At 70.7% G+C, this 15,108-nt stretch carries 11 protein-coding genes and 1 pseudogene; 9 read left to right on the top strand and 3 right to left on the bottom strand.

Features of this window, described 5'->3' with window-relative positions:
• The first annotated feature begins 164 nt into the window (after window positions 1-164).
• Both R2S09_RS11780 and R2S09_RS11775 read left to right on the top strand, forming a co-directional pair.
• Window positions 165-1,967 (top strand): thiamine pyrophosphate-requiring protein, encoded by a 1,803-nt coding sequence (locus R2S09_RS11780; RefSeq protein ID WP_316740818.1) that lies wholly within the window; start codon window positions 165-167, stop codon window positions 1,965-1,967.
• Window positions 1,964-3,109, top strand: a complete 1,146-nt coding sequence (locus R2S09_RS11775) for an SDR family oxidoreductase (protein ID WP_306187332.1) — start codon at window positions 1,964-1,966, stop codon at window positions 3,107-3,109. The genes R2S09_RS11780 and R2S09_RS11775 overlap by 4 nt, the downstream gene beginning before the upstream one ends.
• Here R2S09_RS11775 and R2S09_RS11770 read toward each other — a convergent pair.
• Together R2S09_RS11770 and R2S09_RS11765 are read right to left on the bottom strand one after the other, a co-directional pair.
• Complete coding sequence (locus tag R2S09_RS11770; protein WP_316740815.1) at window positions 3,010-4,791, bottom strand: glycoside hydrolase family 15 protein; 1,782 nt, start codon at window positions 4,789-4,791, stop codon at window positions 3,010-3,012. The two genes, R2S09_RS11775 and R2S09_RS11770, sit on opposite strands and share 100 nt — an antisense overlap.
• A 187-nt stretch (window positions 4,792-4,978) precedes the next feature.
• Window positions 4,979-5,353 (bottom strand): DUF1330 domain-containing protein, encoded by a 375-nt coding sequence (locus R2S09_RS11765; protein WP_306187329.1) that lies wholly within the window; start codon window positions 5,351-5,353, stop codon window positions 4,979-4,981.
• A 308-nt stretch (window positions 5,354-5,661) separates the two neighbouring features.
• Here R2S09_RS11765 and R2S09_RS11760 point away from each other — a divergent pair, with 308 nt between their 5' ends.
• Genes R2S09_RS11760 through R2S09_RS11745 form a run of 4 tightly spaced genes read left to right on the top strand, consistent with a single transcriptional unit; the run spans window position 5,662 to window position 8,886 of the window.
• Window positions 5,662-6,330: a cytochrome c oxidase subunit II gene (locus R2S09_RS11760; RefSeq protein ID WP_306187327.1), complete on the top strand. Its 669-nt coding sequence runs from the start codon at window positions 5,662-5,664 to the stop codon at window positions 6,328-6,330.
• Window positions 6,327-8,012: a cbb3-type cytochrome c oxidase subunit I gene (locus R2S09_RS11755; protein ID WP_306187325.1), complete on the top strand. Its 1,686-nt coding sequence runs from the start codon at window positions 6,327-6,329 to the stop codon at window positions 8,010-8,012. Before R2S09_RS11760 ends, R2S09_RS11755 begins: the two co-directional genes overlap by 4 nt.
• Window positions 8,009-8,377 carry a hypothetical protein gene (locus tag R2S09_RS11750; protein WP_306187323.1) on the top strand — a complete coding sequence of 123 codons (369 nt, stop codon included), beginning with the start codon at window positions 8,009-8,011 and terminating at the stop codon, window positions 8,375-8,377. The genes R2S09_RS11755 and R2S09_RS11750 overlap by 4 nt, the downstream gene beginning before the upstream one ends.
• A 5-nt stretch (window positions 8,378-8,382) precedes the next feature.
• The gene (locus R2S09_RS11745; RefSeq protein WP_316740811.1) at window positions 8,383-8,886 is read left to right on the top strand and encodes a hypothetical protein; all 504 of its coding nucleotides are present in this window, start codon (window positions 8,383-8,385) and stop codon (window positions 8,884-8,886) included.
• Between the two features lie 30 nt (window positions 8,887-8,916).
• On the opposite strand, the gene R2S09_RS11740 is transcribed toward R2S09_RS11745, so the two are convergent.
• The gene (locus R2S09_RS11740; protein WP_316740938.1) at window positions 8,917-10,557 is read right to left on the bottom strand and encodes a ubiquinol-cytochrome c reductase cytochrome b subunit; all 1,641 of its coding nucleotides are present in this window, start codon (window positions 10,555-10,557) and stop codon (window positions 8,917-8,919) included.
• 26 nt (window positions 10,558-10,583) lie between these two features.
• On the opposite strand from R2S09_RS11740, the pseudogene R2S09_RS40545 reads away from it, so the two are divergent.
• The 3 genes and pseudogenes from R2S09_RS40545 to R2S09_RS11725 all read left to right on the top strand — a co-directional run.
• Window positions 10,584-11,606: pseudogene (locus R2S09_RS40545) on the top strand (sigma-70 family RNA polymerase sigma factor); the annotation flags it as partial.
• A 556-nt stretch (window positions 11,607-12,162) separates the two neighbouring features.
• A complete protein-coding gene (locus R2S09_RS11730) occupies window positions 12,163-13,959 on the top strand; it encodes a thiamine pyrophosphate-requiring protein (RefSeq protein WP_316740808.1) in 1,797 nt (598 codons plus the stop codon).
• The gene (locus tag R2S09_RS11725; protein WP_316740806.1) at window positions 13,959-15,107 is read left to right on the top strand and encodes an enolase C-terminal domain-like protein; all 1,149 of its coding nucleotides are present in this window, start codon (window positions 13,959-13,961) and stop codon (window positions 15,105-15,107) included. The genes R2S09_RS11730 and R2S09_RS11725 overlap by 1 nt, the downstream gene beginning before the upstream one ends.
• Window position 15,108: the final 1 nt, after the last annotated feature.

Below are 15,108 nucleotides of genomic sequence, written 5' to 3'. Positions count from 1 at the left end.
ACCGGCTGACGATCGCGGGCAAGGCCGGCCACGGGACCTGGGGTCACCCCCCGTCCTGGTCCGTCCAGCCGGGTCACCCGGACGCGGCGTCTTCGGGTTTACGTCCGGGACGCCGAGGCAACCCCCGATGCCCGACCCTTCGCCTCCCGGCTCAGGAGACCACGATGACCCAAGTCGCCGACTATGTGCTGCAACGCCTCACCGAGTGGGGCGTCCAGCGGGTGTACGGCTATCCCGGAGACGGCATCAACGGGCTGCTCGGCGCCTTCGACCGGGCCCAGGGTGATCCGGAATTCATCCAGACGCGCCATGAGGAGATGGCCGCGTTCATGGCCTGCGCCCATGCGAAGTTCACCGGCGAGGTGGGCTGCTGCACGGCGACCTCCGGACCCGGCGCCGTTCACCTCCTCAACGGGCTGTACGACGCCAAGCTGGACCACCAGCCGGTGGTCGCCGTGATCGGCCAGCAGAAGCGGCTCTCCCTCGGCGCCCACTACCAGCAGGAGGTCGATCTGGAGCGGCTCTTCGCGGACGTCTCCGAGTTCTGCCAGATGGTCGTGCACCCGGCGCAGACGCGGCACGTCATCGACCGCGCCTTCAAGACCGCCCTGACCACACGCGGCGTCGCGACCGTCATCATCCCGAACGACATCCAGGAAGAGGACGCCCAGCCGTCCCCGCCGAAGACGCACGGGTCGGTGTTCTCCAGTGTCGGCTGGAGCCGCCCCCGTGTGCTGCCCGACCCCGACGAGCTGCGCCGGGCCGCCGACGTCCTCAACGAGGGGACCAGGGTGGCGATGCTGGTGGGGCAGGGCGCGGCCAAGGCCCAGGAAGAGGTCGCCGAGGCCGCGGAGCTGCTGGGAGCCGGCGTCGCCAAGGCGCTGCTCGGCCGCGAGGTCCTGCCGGACGACCTGCCCTTCGTCACCGGTCCGATCGGTCTCCTGGGCAGCAAGGCCAGTGACAACATGATCCAGAACTGCGACACCCTTTTCATGATCGGCAGCAGCTTCCCCTACTCCGAGTGGCTGCCGGACGAGGGCCAGGCGCGGGGTGTCGAGATCGACATCGACGGACGGATGATCGGCATCCGCTACCCGATGGACGCGCATCTCGTCGGTGACGCCAAGGAGACCCTTCGCGCGCTGATCCCCCTCCTGCACCGCAAGGAGGACCGAAGCTGGCGGGAGAAGATCGAGAAGGACGTCCGCGAGTGGAACGACGTGGTCGACCGGTGGGCGGGCCAGCACTTCGAGGACACGATCAATCCGCAGGCCGTCGCCGCCGAGCTGTCGCCGCGCCTTCCCGACGACTGCATCCTCACGGCGGACTCCGGCTCGGGCACCAACTGGTGGGCTCGTAACCTGAAGCTGCGCCAGGGCATGCAGGCGTCGCTGTCGGGGACGCTGGCCACCATGGGGCCGGGCACGCCGTACGCGATCGCGGCGCGCTTCGCCTACCCGGACCGGCCGGTGATCGCCTTCGTCGGTGACGGCGCGTTCCAGATGAACGGCATGAACGAGATGATCACCGTCAAGCGGTACCTGGACCGGCTGTCCGGGCCCGCCCCGTTCGTCTTCTGCGTCCTCAACAACCAGGACCTCAACCAGGTCACCTGGGAGCAGCGCGCCATGGCCGGCGACCCCAAGTACGCCGCGTCCCAGGAGATCCCCGACATCCCGTACGCCGCCTACGCCCAGCTGATCGGCCTGAAGGGCATCGTCTGCGACGACCCGCAGAAGGTCGGCGCGGCCTGGGACGAGGCGCTGGCCTCCGACAGGCCGGTGGTGCTGGAGTTCAAGGTCGACAACGAGATCGCGCCGATTCCGCCGCACATCATGAAGGCCCAGGGCAAGAAGGCCGCCATGGCGGCGCTTCGCGACCCGGAGAAGGCCGGCATCGTCGCCAAGGGCGTACGGCAGAAGATCACCGAATACGCCGAGCACCTCCCGGGCCGGGGGAAGAAGTGAGCAGCGCACGAGGGGACCGCCCGGCGCACGGCGCCCAGGTCGTCGTCGTCACCGGCGCGAGTGCGGGTGTGGGCCGGGCCACCGCCCGGGCGTTCGGCGCACGGGGAGCCGCGGTGGCTCTCCTCGCCCGGGGCCAGAAGGGCCTGGAACAGGCCGCGCACGAGGTGCGGGCAGCCGGCGGGCAGGCACTGCCCCTGGTCGTCGACGTCGCCGATCCCGAAGCCGTGGAGGCGGCCGCGCAGCAGGTGGAGGACCGGCTCGGGCCGATCGACGTCTGGGTGAACGCGGCCTTCACGACGGTGTTCTCGCCCGCGACGGAGATCCGGCCGGACGAGCTGAAGCGGGCCACGGAGGTGACGTACTTCGGCTTCGTCCACGGCACCCAGGCGGCCCTGCGACGCATGGTGCCGCGCGATCGCGGCACCATCGTGCAGGTCGGCTCCGCGCTGGCCTATCGCAGTGTGCCCCTGCAGGCCGTGTACTGCGGTGCCAAGGCCGCCATCCGCGGTTTCACCGACTCCCTGCGGTGTGAGCTCATGCACGACGGCAGCGGTGTGCGGGTGACCACGGCACACCTGCCGGGGGTGAACACACCGCAGTTCGGCTGGGTGCTGACGCGCCTGCCGCGGCATCCGCGACCGGTCGCTCCGGTGTACCAGCCGGAGGTCGCGGCCGAGGGAATCCTGTACGCGGCCGACCACCCGGAGCGGCGGGAGTACTGGATCGGTGCCTCCACGGTCGCCACCCTGCTCGGACAGAAGGTCGCGGCGAGCCTGCTGGACCGGTATCTCGCCCGTACCGGCTACGACTCCCAGCAGACGGACGAGCCGGTGGATCCCTCACGCCCCGTCAACCTGTGGAAGCCGGTGGACGACACGCACGGGGCCGACCACGGCGCGCACGGGGCGTTCGACGACGAGGCGCACGCCCGCAGCCTGCAGCTCTGGCTGTCCCGCCACCGGCGTCCGCTCACCAGGGGAGCGGCCGCCGGCGCGGCTGCCGGGGCCGCGGCCCTCTCCGTTGCGCTGCGCACCCGGCTCTCTCACAGCGGAAGCGTCGAGGCGTCGTTGAGGCGGACGGCGCACTCCAGCAGGAGGGCGTGGACGAACGCCTGGGGCAGGTTGCCGCGCAGCTGGCGCTGACGCACGTCGTACTCCTCCGCGAACAGCCCGGACGGCCCGCAGGCCGTCCGGGTCCGTTCGAACCAGCGCAGCGCGCCGGCGCGGTCCCCGAGACGGTCTGTGGCCAGCGCCATGGTGAACCCGCACAGCAGGAAGGCGCCCTCGGCCTCTCCGAGGGGGATCCCTGGGCGCTCGAAGCGGTAGAGATACCCGTCCTCGGCCAGCCGGTCCTCGATGAACCGGCGGGTGACCGCGTTGCTGGGGTCGTCGGCGGAAGGACAGCCTCGGGCCAGTGGCGTCAGGAGAGCGGCCTCCGGGCCGTCGTCGTCGGTGGCCCGGCGCCACCGCCCGTCGGTGCGCAGACAGCGGCGCCGGGTCTCCGCGAAGACGGCTTCGGCGAGGCCGCTGCAACGCTCCGCCGTCCGTCGCGGGAGCACTGCGGCGACCCGGCGCAGACCGCAGACCACGCTCAGCCGGGACTGGGTCCACCAGCGTTCGTCCAGCTCCCACAGACCGGCGTCCGGCCGCGTCCAGTTGCGCTCCACCGCATCGACCGCGACCGTGACCGCGCGCTCCGCCTCGGGCGTGAGCCGGTCGTGGTGGGCTGCCGCGGCGAACAGCTGGAGCGCCTCCCCGAAGGTGTCGAGCTGGAACTGGGCGGCCGCCTGGTTGCCGATCCGGTCGCTGCCGCCGGGATAGCCGATGAGCGGCAACCCACGCTGGTCGGGTACGGGACCGCCGTCGACCGTGTACGCCGGACGCAGGCCCTCACCGTCGGTGAGGATACGGCCGGTGGTGAAACGCACGGCGGTGTCGAACAGCTCGTGCGGACCGTGGGCCGCGACCGCGAGACCGGCGTAGCACTGGTCGCGGATCCAGGCGAACCGGTAGTCGTAGCTGCGGCCGGTGTTGGCGCGTTCCGGCAGGGACGTGGTGGCGGCGGCCACCATGCCCCCGGAGGAACTCGTCAGGCCGCGCAGGACGGCGTAGGCGTGCCGGGCGTCGCGCGGTGCGGCGAGGCCGGAGCAGTCCGGCACGGCCCGCTGCCACGCCTCCTCCGTCTCCTTCCACAACCGCCCGGGATCCAGCCGCGGCGCGTCGCCGCCCTCCGACAGCTCCAGGACCAGGTCGTGGCTCTCGCCCTTGCGCAGCCTGATGTCCCCGCGCAGTCCGGACTCCGGGCTCCAGGCTGCCTGATGCGCACCGGCCACCCGCAGTCGCAGTCCCCCGGCCCGAGCGGCCCACACGTCCCCCTCCAGCCGTGGATCACGCACACGGTCGGCACCGAATCCGGGCCGCGGGTCGAGCACGAGTCGCACCCGTGCCTGGCCCCGTTCCACCCGCATACGCCGCAGCAGCACCAGGCGGTCGACGGACGCCGGCATCGCCAGCGCGTCCCGGCATTCGATCACGCAGTCCGCGGTCACCCAGCGGCTGACCCGGATCAGCGTGCCGTCCTCGTAGTACCCGCCCCAGACGTGCCAGCGGTCCTCCGGCTCCACGCCGAAGTACCCACCCCCTCCGATCAGGGCGGAGAACACCGCGTCGCTGTGCCAGCGGGGAGCGCTCAGCCAGACGATCCGCCCCTCCGGGTCCACCACGGCGCCGCGTTCGCCGTCCGCGAGGACGGCGTAGTCCCGCAGCACCCAAGGCGGGCAGAGGCCGCTCGCCGGCTCTGCCTGCTTGTCCGCTCTTGCATCCATGGCACGGGGGTTTTCCCCGCAGCCGGGCCCGGAAACAACGAGGCGCACGCCCCGAGCGGGCCGGACGGCGCAGGCGGGGCCGGGGCCGACAGCCGTCCGCGTCCCCGTCCACCGGCCGGTGCGACCGCACCGGCGAGGGCGCACGGGCGTCCTTCCGGCGGTCTGCGGGCGTCCTCCCGGCGGTCCGTCAGGGCCTGGGCTGCCACGCGCCCGTGGGCTGGAGCACAGCCTCGGCCAGTGCACGCGTGCGCAACTCGGTGACCGACTGGTACTCCGGGTCGGCGACCATGCGGCTGAACGCCTCACGGCTCGGATAGCGTACGAGAACGACCGCGTCCCACGCCTGGCCCGCTTCGGCCACGAGCGCGCGTCCGCCCGTGCCGGCGTAGACGATCTCCGCACCGTAGCGAGGCAGGAACGTCTCCCGCAGGTGGCGCGCGTACTCCTCGTACAGAGCCCTGCCTCCTGGCGCGAAGCGCAGCAGGTTGAGCATGACCACGGGACCACCGGGGTCTTCGGCGAGAAGCGTCTTCAGATCGCTGCCTGCGGGGTCGACCGCCATGGAACACTCCTTCACGGGATGCGCGGAGGCCGTCGCCCTCGCGCGGAGGGCCGGCCGCGGTCAGCATACCGGCCGGTATGTCCATCCGGCAGGCCTGTGGCCGTCGACGGCCCGCACGCCCGGGGCCGCACCGTCCCGCGCGGCACCGAGCGCGTACGCCACGGCGGCCGGGGGAGAGCCACCGGGCCCGAACGGCGCCGGGCCGGCCGCAACGGAACCAGGCGCGCGGGGGGCCTGAGGTGCGCTTCAAAAGCCGCGCTTCGGGGGACCCACGCACGCCGTACCGGCTGAGCGGAGGGAAGCGGCCCATGAACAAACGGCATGTCTTCGGTGAGGTCTTCACCCTGGAGACGGTGATCGCCTCGTTCGTCTTCGTGGTGATCCTCGCTCTGCTGACCGTCGCCGTGATCCGGCGCCGGGCCGGGGCCGGCAGGTGGCCGTCCCCTCGGGCCGAACGCGATCGACTGGAGTCGTACTACCTGGGCGCCCTCGGCGTCATCGCCGTCTTCCTCGTCGTCTACACCGCTCTGGCCAACCACCGCCAGCAGCAGGCGGTGGCGGACCGGCCGACGACACGCCTCGACGTCACCGCGTTCCAGTGGTGCTGGAAGTTCAGCTACCCGGGCGCCGCCGCCGGGCGGGACGTCTCGGTCCAGGGCACTTGCCGGAACAACCGGTTCCCCACCATGGTCGTGCCGACGGGCAGCACGATCACGATCCACGTCACCTCCAGGGACGTCATCCACTCGATGTGGATCCCGGACCTGCGATACAAGATGGACGCCTTCCCGAACCACGAGAACACCTTCACGCTGACGTTCGACCGCGCAGGGCGCTGGCGCGGCAGGTGCGCGGAGTTCTGCGGGCTGCGCCACCGGGAGATGGACTTCTGGGTGAAGGCCGTGTCGCCCGACGAATACCACAAGTGGCTGAAGAAGCAGGCGGCCGGCACCGGCACCACGGGAGCCGCCGCATGACGGTCCATCAGCGGACTTCCGGGGAAGCGGCCGGCGCCAACCCTCCCGGCGGCTGGCTGACGTCCCTCACCTCCACCGACCACAAGCGCATCGGACTGCTGACCATCGGGACGTCCCTCGTCCTGCTGTTCCTGATGGGCATCCTCGCCCTGCTCATGCGCAGCCAGCTCGCCCAGCCCGACGAAAACTTCCTGCCGGCCCAGACGTACAACCAGCTGTTCACCATCCACGGCTCCGGCATGATCTACATGGTCATGACGCCGTTCGCCCTAGGCCTCGGCGTCTACCTGGTGCCGTTGCAGATCGGCGCGCCGGGCATCGCCATGCCGCGCATCACCCTGCTGGGGTACTGGCTCTACGTGTGCGGCGCCGTGACGATGCTGTCGGGCTTCGCCGCGTCCGACGGCGCCCACGCCGACGGATGGTTCTCCTATCCGCCGATGGCCGACGGACAGCACTCGCCCTCGGTCGGCACCGATCTGTGGATCGTCGGAGTCTTCCTCGCCGCCGTCGGGACCATCCTCCTCGGCTGGACGGTGCTCTGGACGGTGCTGCGCAAGCGGGCGCCGGGCATGACGATGCTGCGGATGCCGGTGTTCTCCTGGTCCATGGTGGCCACCTGCCTGATGGTGGTCGGCTCGTTCCCGGCACTGCTGGCCGCCCTGGTGATGCTCGCCGTGGGCCGGGTGGATCCCTCGGTGTTCGCGTCGAACGTATGGAACATCGGCTACCAGCACATCTTCTGGTTCTACGGTCATCCGGTCGTCTACGTCATGTTCTTCCCCTACCTGGCCGCCGTGGGCGAGGTGCTCGCGGTCTTCTCCGGCCGCCGCCCCTTCGGTTACAAGGGGACGGTGCTGGCGCTGCTGGCCTTCGCCGCGCTGTCGATGAGTGTGTGGGGCCACCACATGTTCGCCACCGGGCAGGCCGCGAACGACTACTACTCCCTGACCTCCATCTCGCTGCTCATGCCGGCCGGAATCGAGTACTTCGCGCTCATCGGGACGATCCTGGGCGGACGGCTGGTCTTCCGCACGCCGATGCTGTTCGCCCTGGCGTTCATCCCGCAGTTCCTCATCGGCGGCCTCACCGGCATCATGGTCGGCACCCCGGTGATCGACTACCACGTCACCGACAGCTACTTCGTCGTCGCCCACCTGCACTACGTACTGTTCGCCGGCAGCGCCTTCGGCCTGTTCGCCGCGGTCTACTACTGGTTCCCCAAGGCCACCGGCGTCCTCCTCCGGGAGAACCTCGGCAGGCTGCACTTCTGGCTGCTCGTCATCGGAACGAACCTCACCTTCCTGCCCATGTTCGGGCTCGGCTACCTCGGCATGCCCCGACGCGTGTCCTCCTACGACGCGGTGGACGGGTTCGGCTTGCTGAACCTGCTGTCCAGTTGCGGCGCCGCCTTCCTGGCCGCGGGCATGACGGTGTTCCTGGTCAACGTCCTGGAGTCGCTGCGCGACAAACGGCCCGCGGGCGACGACCCATGGGGCGGCCAGACCCTGGAATGGGCCACCTCGTCCCCTCCGCCCGAGACCAACTTCCCGCCCGAGCGCCCACTGCCCCCGATCACCAGTTACGCCCCGCTGCTCGATCTGAAGAAGCGGAGGCAGAGTTCCTCCGCTCAGGCACCGGAAGCGGAGGCACCGGAAGCCGGTGGGGGGAGCCGTCCGTGATCAAGAAGTATCCGGGCTGGGCCGTGATGGCGGCCTGGGGAGTGTTCAACGGCCTGCTCGCGGCCGTCCTCGCCGTCTACCGCGGCCACCTCATCGCCCTCATGCTCTACGTCGGCGCCGTCGTCCTCGTCGAGATCGCCGCCGTGCCGGTGCTCCTGTCCGCCCGTCGCGCCGACGGACAGGAGCGCCATCGTCTCCCCGTGCGCGGTGCCGTGGCCGTCCCGCTCATGGCCGTCGGTCTCACCCTTGCCGGGCTCACCCTCGCCTACGGTCCCTGGATGCTGTCTCTCGCCGTGCCGCTGCTCCTGGTGTCGTTCGCGCTCGCGGTCCACCGAGGGGCCTGGCGGCGGGGCGGTTCGTCATGAGCGGCATGAGCGAGATGAGCGGGACGGGCGGAGCCCTGACCGCCGAGACCCTCGCCATGGCCCTGTCCGGGCTGCTCGTCGCCGCGGTGATCCCGGCTCTGGTCCACCTCACCCGCTCATGGGCGGGCTGGCGGAGGATCTCCCTGCCCGCGGTGGCGGCTCTGCCGCTGTTCGTCGTCCTGCACGCGACCGTCGTCCTGACCGCGCCGCTCGTTCGCCCGGGGTTCGCCCGGCTCACCGCCGAGGCGCTGCTGTTGTACGCGGCAGTGCTGTTCTGGCTGCCGGTCCTCGGCACACGGCACCGGCTGAGCGATCCGGCGCGCTCGGTCTACCTCTACCTGTCGATGCCGCTCCTGGACCTGCCCGCAGTGGTCATGGTGGCGCTCGGCCATGTGGCGGGAGGACTGGCCATGGTCGCGGCGATGCTGCCCATCGGTTTGGTCGCGCTGGGCGTCACCTGGCGCTGGATCACCCAGGAGGAGTGCCTGGCGCAGCCCGGCGGCGAATGACGGACCCGGCGGCGAATGACGGACCGGCCGTCAGGAACCGGAGTCCTCCTCGGCCTTCTGCGCCTGTTCGGGGTCGGCCGTGATCGCGGCGACCTGACGGCGGGCCTCGTCCGTCAGCGGCATCTCGACCCGCTCGGCGTAGTACCAGCGGCTCAGCGCTCGCCTGAGGTAGCGCCCGACGGGCATGTACCAGCGGCCGACCCGGTGGAGGGGTACGGGCATGTCCCTGACCGCGATGGGGATGCTCTTCTCCGGCGGCAGAGCTGTGTGCACCCTCTCGTACGAGCCTTCGGCCGCGAGCCGTACGTCCTCTGCCGGCTCCCCCCGCTGGAGCCGCGCCCGGTCCCGGGCCTGCAGGGCGAGGCAGAGACGCTTGGTGACGCAGAAGGCGAGGACCGGCAGCACGAAGAGCCCGGTGCGCAGCACCCAGGTCAGGAGCTCGAAGGGGACTTCGAAGACCTTGGCGAGGACGTCCTGGCCGCCGGCGAGGAGCAGCACGGCGTAGGCGGTGACGCCGGCCACCCCGAGTCCCGTCCGCGTGGGCTGGTTCCTGGGGCGGTCGCACAAGTGGTACTCCTTGCCGCCACCGGTCACCCAGCGTTCGAAGAAGGGGTACGCGTAGAGCACCGCGAAGAGGACGGCGGGCAGCAGCGCGCCGGGGATGAAGACGTCCCAGACGACGGTGTGCCCGAGGACGTCCGTCTCCCACCTCGGCATCAGGCGCAGCGCCCCCTCCAGGTATCCGATGTACCAGTCGGGCTGGGAGTCGATGGACGCCTGGTCCGCCCGGTACGGACCGAAGTCCCAGATGGGGTTGATCTGCATCACGGCCGACAGCACGGCCAGAAGTCCGAACAGAATGAAGAACAGACCCGTCGATTTCGCCGTGTACTGGGGGTAGAGAGGCTTGCCGATGACGTTCTGGTTGGTGCGGCCCGGCTTGGCCCACTGGGTGTGCTTGAGGTAGACGACCAGCCCGAGATGCACGGCGATCAGGGCGATGAGCAGCCCGGGAACCAGCAGGATGTGCGCGGCGTACATCCTGGGAACGATCTCGTGGTCCGGATACTGGCCGCCGAAGACGAAGAAGGCCAGGTACGTGCCGACGATCGGGATGGACAGCACGATGCCCTCGGCCGTGCGCAGCCCGGTGCCGGACAGGAGGTCGTCGGGGAGGGAGTAGCCGCAGAAGCCCTCCAGCAGCGAGAGCATGAACAGGGTGACGCCGATCGTCCAGTTGACCTCGCGCGGCCGGCGGAATGCTCCGGTGAAGAAGATGCGCAGCATGTGCACGCCGATGGCAGCCACGAAGACCAGCGCCGCCCAGTGGTGCATCTGCCGTATCAGCAGTCCGCCGCGCACGTCGAAACTGATGTGCAGCACGGAGCTGTAGGCCTCCGACGCCATCACTCCGCGCAGAGGCTCGTAGGAGCCGGTGTACGGGCGTTCCTCCATGCCGGGATGGAAGAAGAAGGTCAGGAACGTCCCGGTGAGCACCAGGACGACGAAGCTGTAGAGAGCGATCTCGCCCAGGAGGAAGGACCAGTGGTCGGGGAAGGCCTTGCGCAGGAGTGTCCTGGCCGCCTCGGACAAGGGGACCCGCCGGTCCACGGCGGTCGCCACCCGTTCGCCGCGGGTCGGTTTCGGCTCCGGGTGCAGCAGCTTCCGCAGGAGTGACAAGAAGGGCTCACCTCCGGATGGCCTGCGGGCGGGCCGGACCCCGCCGGGGAGACCGGGACCGGCGGGTCTCGGCTGTGCCGGGGGGTCCCCGGGGCCGTCGGCCTCGAAACGGCACAGGAAGTCGTGCCCCGCGAGCCGCCCGCTCGGACCTCTCCGCTCACGACGGGTCAAACACCGGTAAGCCGTCCGGCCCACGCAGCGGCATGAAATCCGGGGCGACGGGGTGGAGTTTGAATAGGCCGAACGAAGTTGGGGACCCATGGCGATGCCATAAGAAGAGCCGGACCAGCGCAGAGGCTTCCATGACCCTCCCCGCCATCCTTCGCCCATCGGTGAAGTCACCAGCCGTCGGCGCGCTCACGTCCTCGCAGATCGACGAGCTCGTGACCCGTGTCAGCCGGCACACCGGAGCCCGGGAGCGCGAGGCCGCCCGTGAGGAGGCCGTCCGCGCGCTGGTCCCCTTGGCGCGCCGGATCGCAGGCAAGTACCGCAGCATCGGCGGAGCGGAGCAGGACGACCTCTTCCAGGTCGCCTGTGTGGGCCTGGTCAAGGCCATCGACGGCTACGACCCGGATCAGGGCCACGCCTTCTTGTCCTACGCGGTGCCGACGATCACGGGAGAGCTGAAGCGTCACCTGAGGGACCGGACGGGACTCGTTCGGTTGCCGCGAACGGTGCAGGAGAACAGGCAGCAGGTCGGGCGAGTGCGGCGGGAGCTCGAACAGAGGAACGGTGGACGCGCTCTCACCCCCGCGCAGATCGCGCACGCTTGCGGTCTGTCCGAGGATGCGGTGGTCGAGGCGATCCGTTCCCAGGAGGTGTTGCAACCTCGGTCCCTCGACACGCGACCGGAGGGAGCGGATCGGTCCCTGCCCGCGTTCGGCGAGCTGTTGGGCCATCGCGACGCCGAACTCGAGGCCGTCGCCGAACGAGTGGAGCTCTTCGAGGCGCTGCGGGAGTTCCCGGAGCGCGAACGCCGCATCCTCTTCCTGCGCTTCTACCACGACCAGACCCAGCAGCAGATCGCGGCGACCGTCGGCATCTCGCAGATGCATGTGTCCCGGCTGCTCACACGATGCCTGGCACGGCTGCGTGAGGTCCTCGGCCACCTGGACCCGTCAGCAACCTCGGAAGGACGGCGCGGGCCGCGAGCCGCTTCGCGAGGTGGCGAAGTGCCGGCCGCCGCGCCTGTCCCGGACACCACGGTGCCCGTCACCGACTCGCCGGCCGAGGTGCCCGAACCGAGGCCGGGTTCGACACGTCAGGGTCCTGCCGGGTGCAACGCAGTCCGAACGCTCCGGCCTGCCGGGCGGCGCCGTTGTACCGGCCGCGAGACCGCTCGCCCCGTGCGCACCCCGTCGCGGAGCCGTGGAGGAGGACCGGAGCCCGCCCGGTCACCGTCGGCCGGCCCGGGGCCGCGAGCCCCTCGTACGCGTGGACGCGGCACCACCGAGCAGGAGCCGGCGCACCCGGCACAGCCGTGTGGACGCAGCCGCCTTCGACCAAGCGGGCGAACGGGGAGACCGGCCGTTTACCGGACACGGCGGCAGGTCACCCCCTGCCTCCGGCAGAGGCGCGTATCCGAGGGAGCACGTCATGACGCTGGTGGCCGACTACGTACTGCAACGTCTGCGGGAATGGGGGATCGAGAGGGTCTACGGCTATCCCGGCGACGGGATCAACGGACTGCTGGGCGCCTTCGACCGGGCGAAGGGACAGCCGGAGCTGATCCAGACGCGCCACGAGGAGATGGCGGCGTTCATGGCCTGTGCCCATGCGAAGTTCACCGGCGAGGTGGGCTGCTGCACGGCGACCTCCGGACCCGGCGCCGTTCACCTCCTCAACGGGCTGTACGACGCCAAGCTGGACCACCAGCCGGTGGTCGCCGTGATCGGCCAGCAGAAGCGGCTCTCCCTGGGCGCCCATTACCAGCAGGAGATCCCGCTGACCCAGCTGTTCGCCGATGTCTCCGAGTTCTGCCAGATGATCGTGCATCCGGCGCAGGCGCGGCATGTGATCGACCGGGCGTTCAAGACGGCCCTGACCATGCGGTCGGTCGCGACCATCGTCATTCCGGAGGACGTCCAGGAGGAGAACGCCCAGCCGTCCCCGCCGAAGACGCACGGCGCCGTCTTCTCCAGCGTCGGCTGGAGCCGCCCCCGGCTGCTGCCCGACCCGCAGGAGCTGCGCAAGGCCGCGGACGTCCTCAACGCGGGCACGAAGGTGGCCATGGTGATCGGCCAGGGTGCCGCGCACGCGGAGAGCGAGGTCGTTCAGGCGGCGGAGCTGCTGGGCGCCGGGGTCGCCAAGGCGCTGCTGGCCCGGGAGGTCCTCCCGGACGATCTGCCGTTCGTGACCGGTCCGATCGGTCTGCTCGGCAGCAAGGCCAGCGACAACATGATCCAGAACTGCGACACCCTGCTCATGGTGGGTACGAGCTTCCCCTACGCCGAGTGGCTGCCGGACGAGGGCCAGGCGCGGGGCGTCGAGATCGACATCGACGGACGGATGATCGGCATCCGCTACCCCATGGACGCCCATCTCGTCGGCGACTCCCAGGAGACCCTCAAGGCCCTGCTGCCGCTGCTGGAACGCAAGACCGACCGCTCCTGGCGCGAGCAGATCGAGAGGGACGTCCGCGAGTGGGACGAGATCTGCCAGAAGCGGGCCGGACAGCATTTCGGCGGCACGATCAACCCGCAGTCGGTCGCCTCCGAGCTGTCGCCCCGTCTCCCGGACGGCTGCATCCTGACCGCCGACTCCGGCTCGGGGACCAACTGGTGGGCCCGGCACCTGAAGCTGCGCAAGGGCATGCGGGCCTCACTGTCGGGCACCCTGGCCACGATGGGCCCCGGGACGCCGTACGCGATCGCGGCGCGCTTCGCCCACCCCGACCGGCCGGTGATCGCCTTCGTCGGTGACGGCGCGTTCCAGATGAACGGCATGGCGGAGATGATCACCGTCAAGCGCTACCTGGAGCGGCTGTCCGGGCCGGCGCCGTTCGTCTTCTGCGTGTTCAACAACCAGGATCTCAACCAGGTCACCTGGGAGCAGCGCGCCATGGCGGGCGACCCGAAGTTCCCGGGATCGCAGTACATCCCGGACGTGCCCTATGCCAAGTACGCCGAGCTGCTGGGCCTGAAGGGCATCTACTGCGACAAGCCGAAGAAGGTCGGGAAGGCGTGGGACGAGGCACTGGCCGCCGAGCGGCCGGTGGTGCTGGAGTTCAAGGTCGACCAGGAGATCGCGCCGATCCCGCCGCACATCATGCTGTCGCAGGGCAAGAAGGCCGCCAAGGCCGCCGTACGCGACCCGGAGAGGGCCGGCATCGCGGCCAAGGGCGCCCGGCAGAAGCTCACCGAGGTGGCCGAACGGCTGCCGGGACGGCACTGATGACCGGCGCGGGGGCCGGCACGGACCTTGCGGCCTGCCGGATCGACGCGGTCGACGTGCACGCCTTCGAGGTGCCGACCGACGGCCCGGACGGCAAGGAGGAGGACGGCACCCTGCAGTGGGACTCCACCACCCTGGTCCTGGTCCGGGCGCACGCCGCGGGCCGCACCGGGCTCGGCTACACCTACGGGGACGTGTCGGTCGCCTCCTTCGTCGAGTCCGAGCTCGCGGACACCGTCAGGGGACAGGACATCGGCTCGCCCGCCGCGCTCTGGCACCTGATGGGGCGGCAGATCCGCAACGCCGGCCGTCCCGGCGTCGGCGCCATGGCGGTCTCCGCGGTGGACGTGGCGCTGTGGGACCTCAAGGCGAGGCTGCTGGAGCTGCCGCTGATCCACCTCCTGCCCGCGTGGCACGACCGGGTCCCGGTGTACGGCAGCGGCGGATTCACCAACTACCCCCTGGACCGTCTCACCGACCAGCTCAGCGGCTGGGTGGAACAGGGCATCCCGCGGGTCAAGCTCAAGACATCCAGGGACCCCGAAGGCGACCCGCGGCGCCTGACGGCCGTCCGCACGGCCATCGGTGACGAGCCGGAGCTGTTCACCGATGCCAACGGGGCGCTCGGCCGCAAGGAGGCCCAGTACTGGGCCCGCCGGTTCCACGACGAGTGGGACGTGCGGTGGCTGGAGGAACCCGTCAGCTCCGCCGACCTGGACGGCCTGCGCATGCTCCGGCAGGGCAGCCCCGGCCGGCTGGAGATCGCGGCCGGCGAGTACGCGTACACCACCCGGGACTTCGTCAACCTGGTCGAAGGACCGGCCGTGGACTGCCTGCAGGCCGACGTCACCCGCTGCGGCGGCATCACCGGCGTCCTGGAGGCGGCCGGCCTGGCCGCCGCCCACCACCTGGACCTGTCGGCCCACTGCGCGCCGGCCGTCTCGGCCCACGCGTTCTGTGCCGTGCGCCGGCTGCGGCACCTGGAGTACTTCCACGACCACGTGCGTATCGAGCGCCTGCTGTTCGACGGCACCCTGTCACCCGACGGCGGCGCCCTGCGCCCCGACACCTCCCGGCCGGGCCTCGGCCTGGACGTCAAGTGGCCCGACGCCGAGCGCTACCGCGTGTACGGGGCACAGACCGCCTGAC

Source organism: Streptomyces sp. MK7 (assembly GCF_032658145.1).
GTDB lineage: Bacteria > Actinomycetota > Actinomycetes > Streptomycetales > Streptomycetaceae > Streptomyces > Streptomyces spiralis.
This window is presented reverse-complemented; position numbering and strand designations above follow the sequence as displayed.

Excerpts from the sequence above, each read along its gene's own strand:
- R2S09_RS11730 (WP_316740808.1), top strand. The coding sequence starts at position 12,163 with ATGACGCTGGTGGCCGACTACGTACTGCAACGTCTGCGGGAATGGGGG.
- R2S09_RS11770 (WP_316740815.1), bottom strand. The coding sequence starts at position 4,791 with ATGGATGCAAGAGCGGACAAGCAGGCAGAGCCGGCGAGCGGCCTCTGC.
- R2S09_RS11765 (WP_306187329.1), bottom strand. The coding sequence starts at position 5,353 with ATGGCGGTCGACCCCGCAGGCAGCGATCTGAAGACGCTTCTCGCCGAA.
- R2S09_RS11760 (WP_306187327.1), top strand. The coding sequence starts at position 5,662 with ATGAACAAACGGCATGTCTTCGGTGAGGTCTTCACCCTGGAGACGGTG.
- R2S09_RS11745 (WP_316740811.1), top strand. The coding sequence starts at position 8,383 with ATGAGCGAGATGAGCGGGACGGGCGGAGCCCTGACCGCCGAGACCCTC.
- R2S09_RS11725 (WP_316740806.1), top strand. The coding sequence starts at position 13,959 with ATGACCGGCGCGGGGGCCGGCACGGACCTTGCGGCCTGCCGGATCGAC.
- R2S09_RS11755 (WP_306187325.1), top strand. The coding sequence starts at position 6,327 with ATGACGGTCCATCAGCGGACTTCCGGGGAAGCGGCCGGCGCCAACCCT.
- R2S09_RS11780 (WP_316740818.1), top strand. The coding sequence starts at position 165 with ATGACCCAAGTCGCCGACTATGTGCTGCAACGCCTCACCGAGTGGGGC.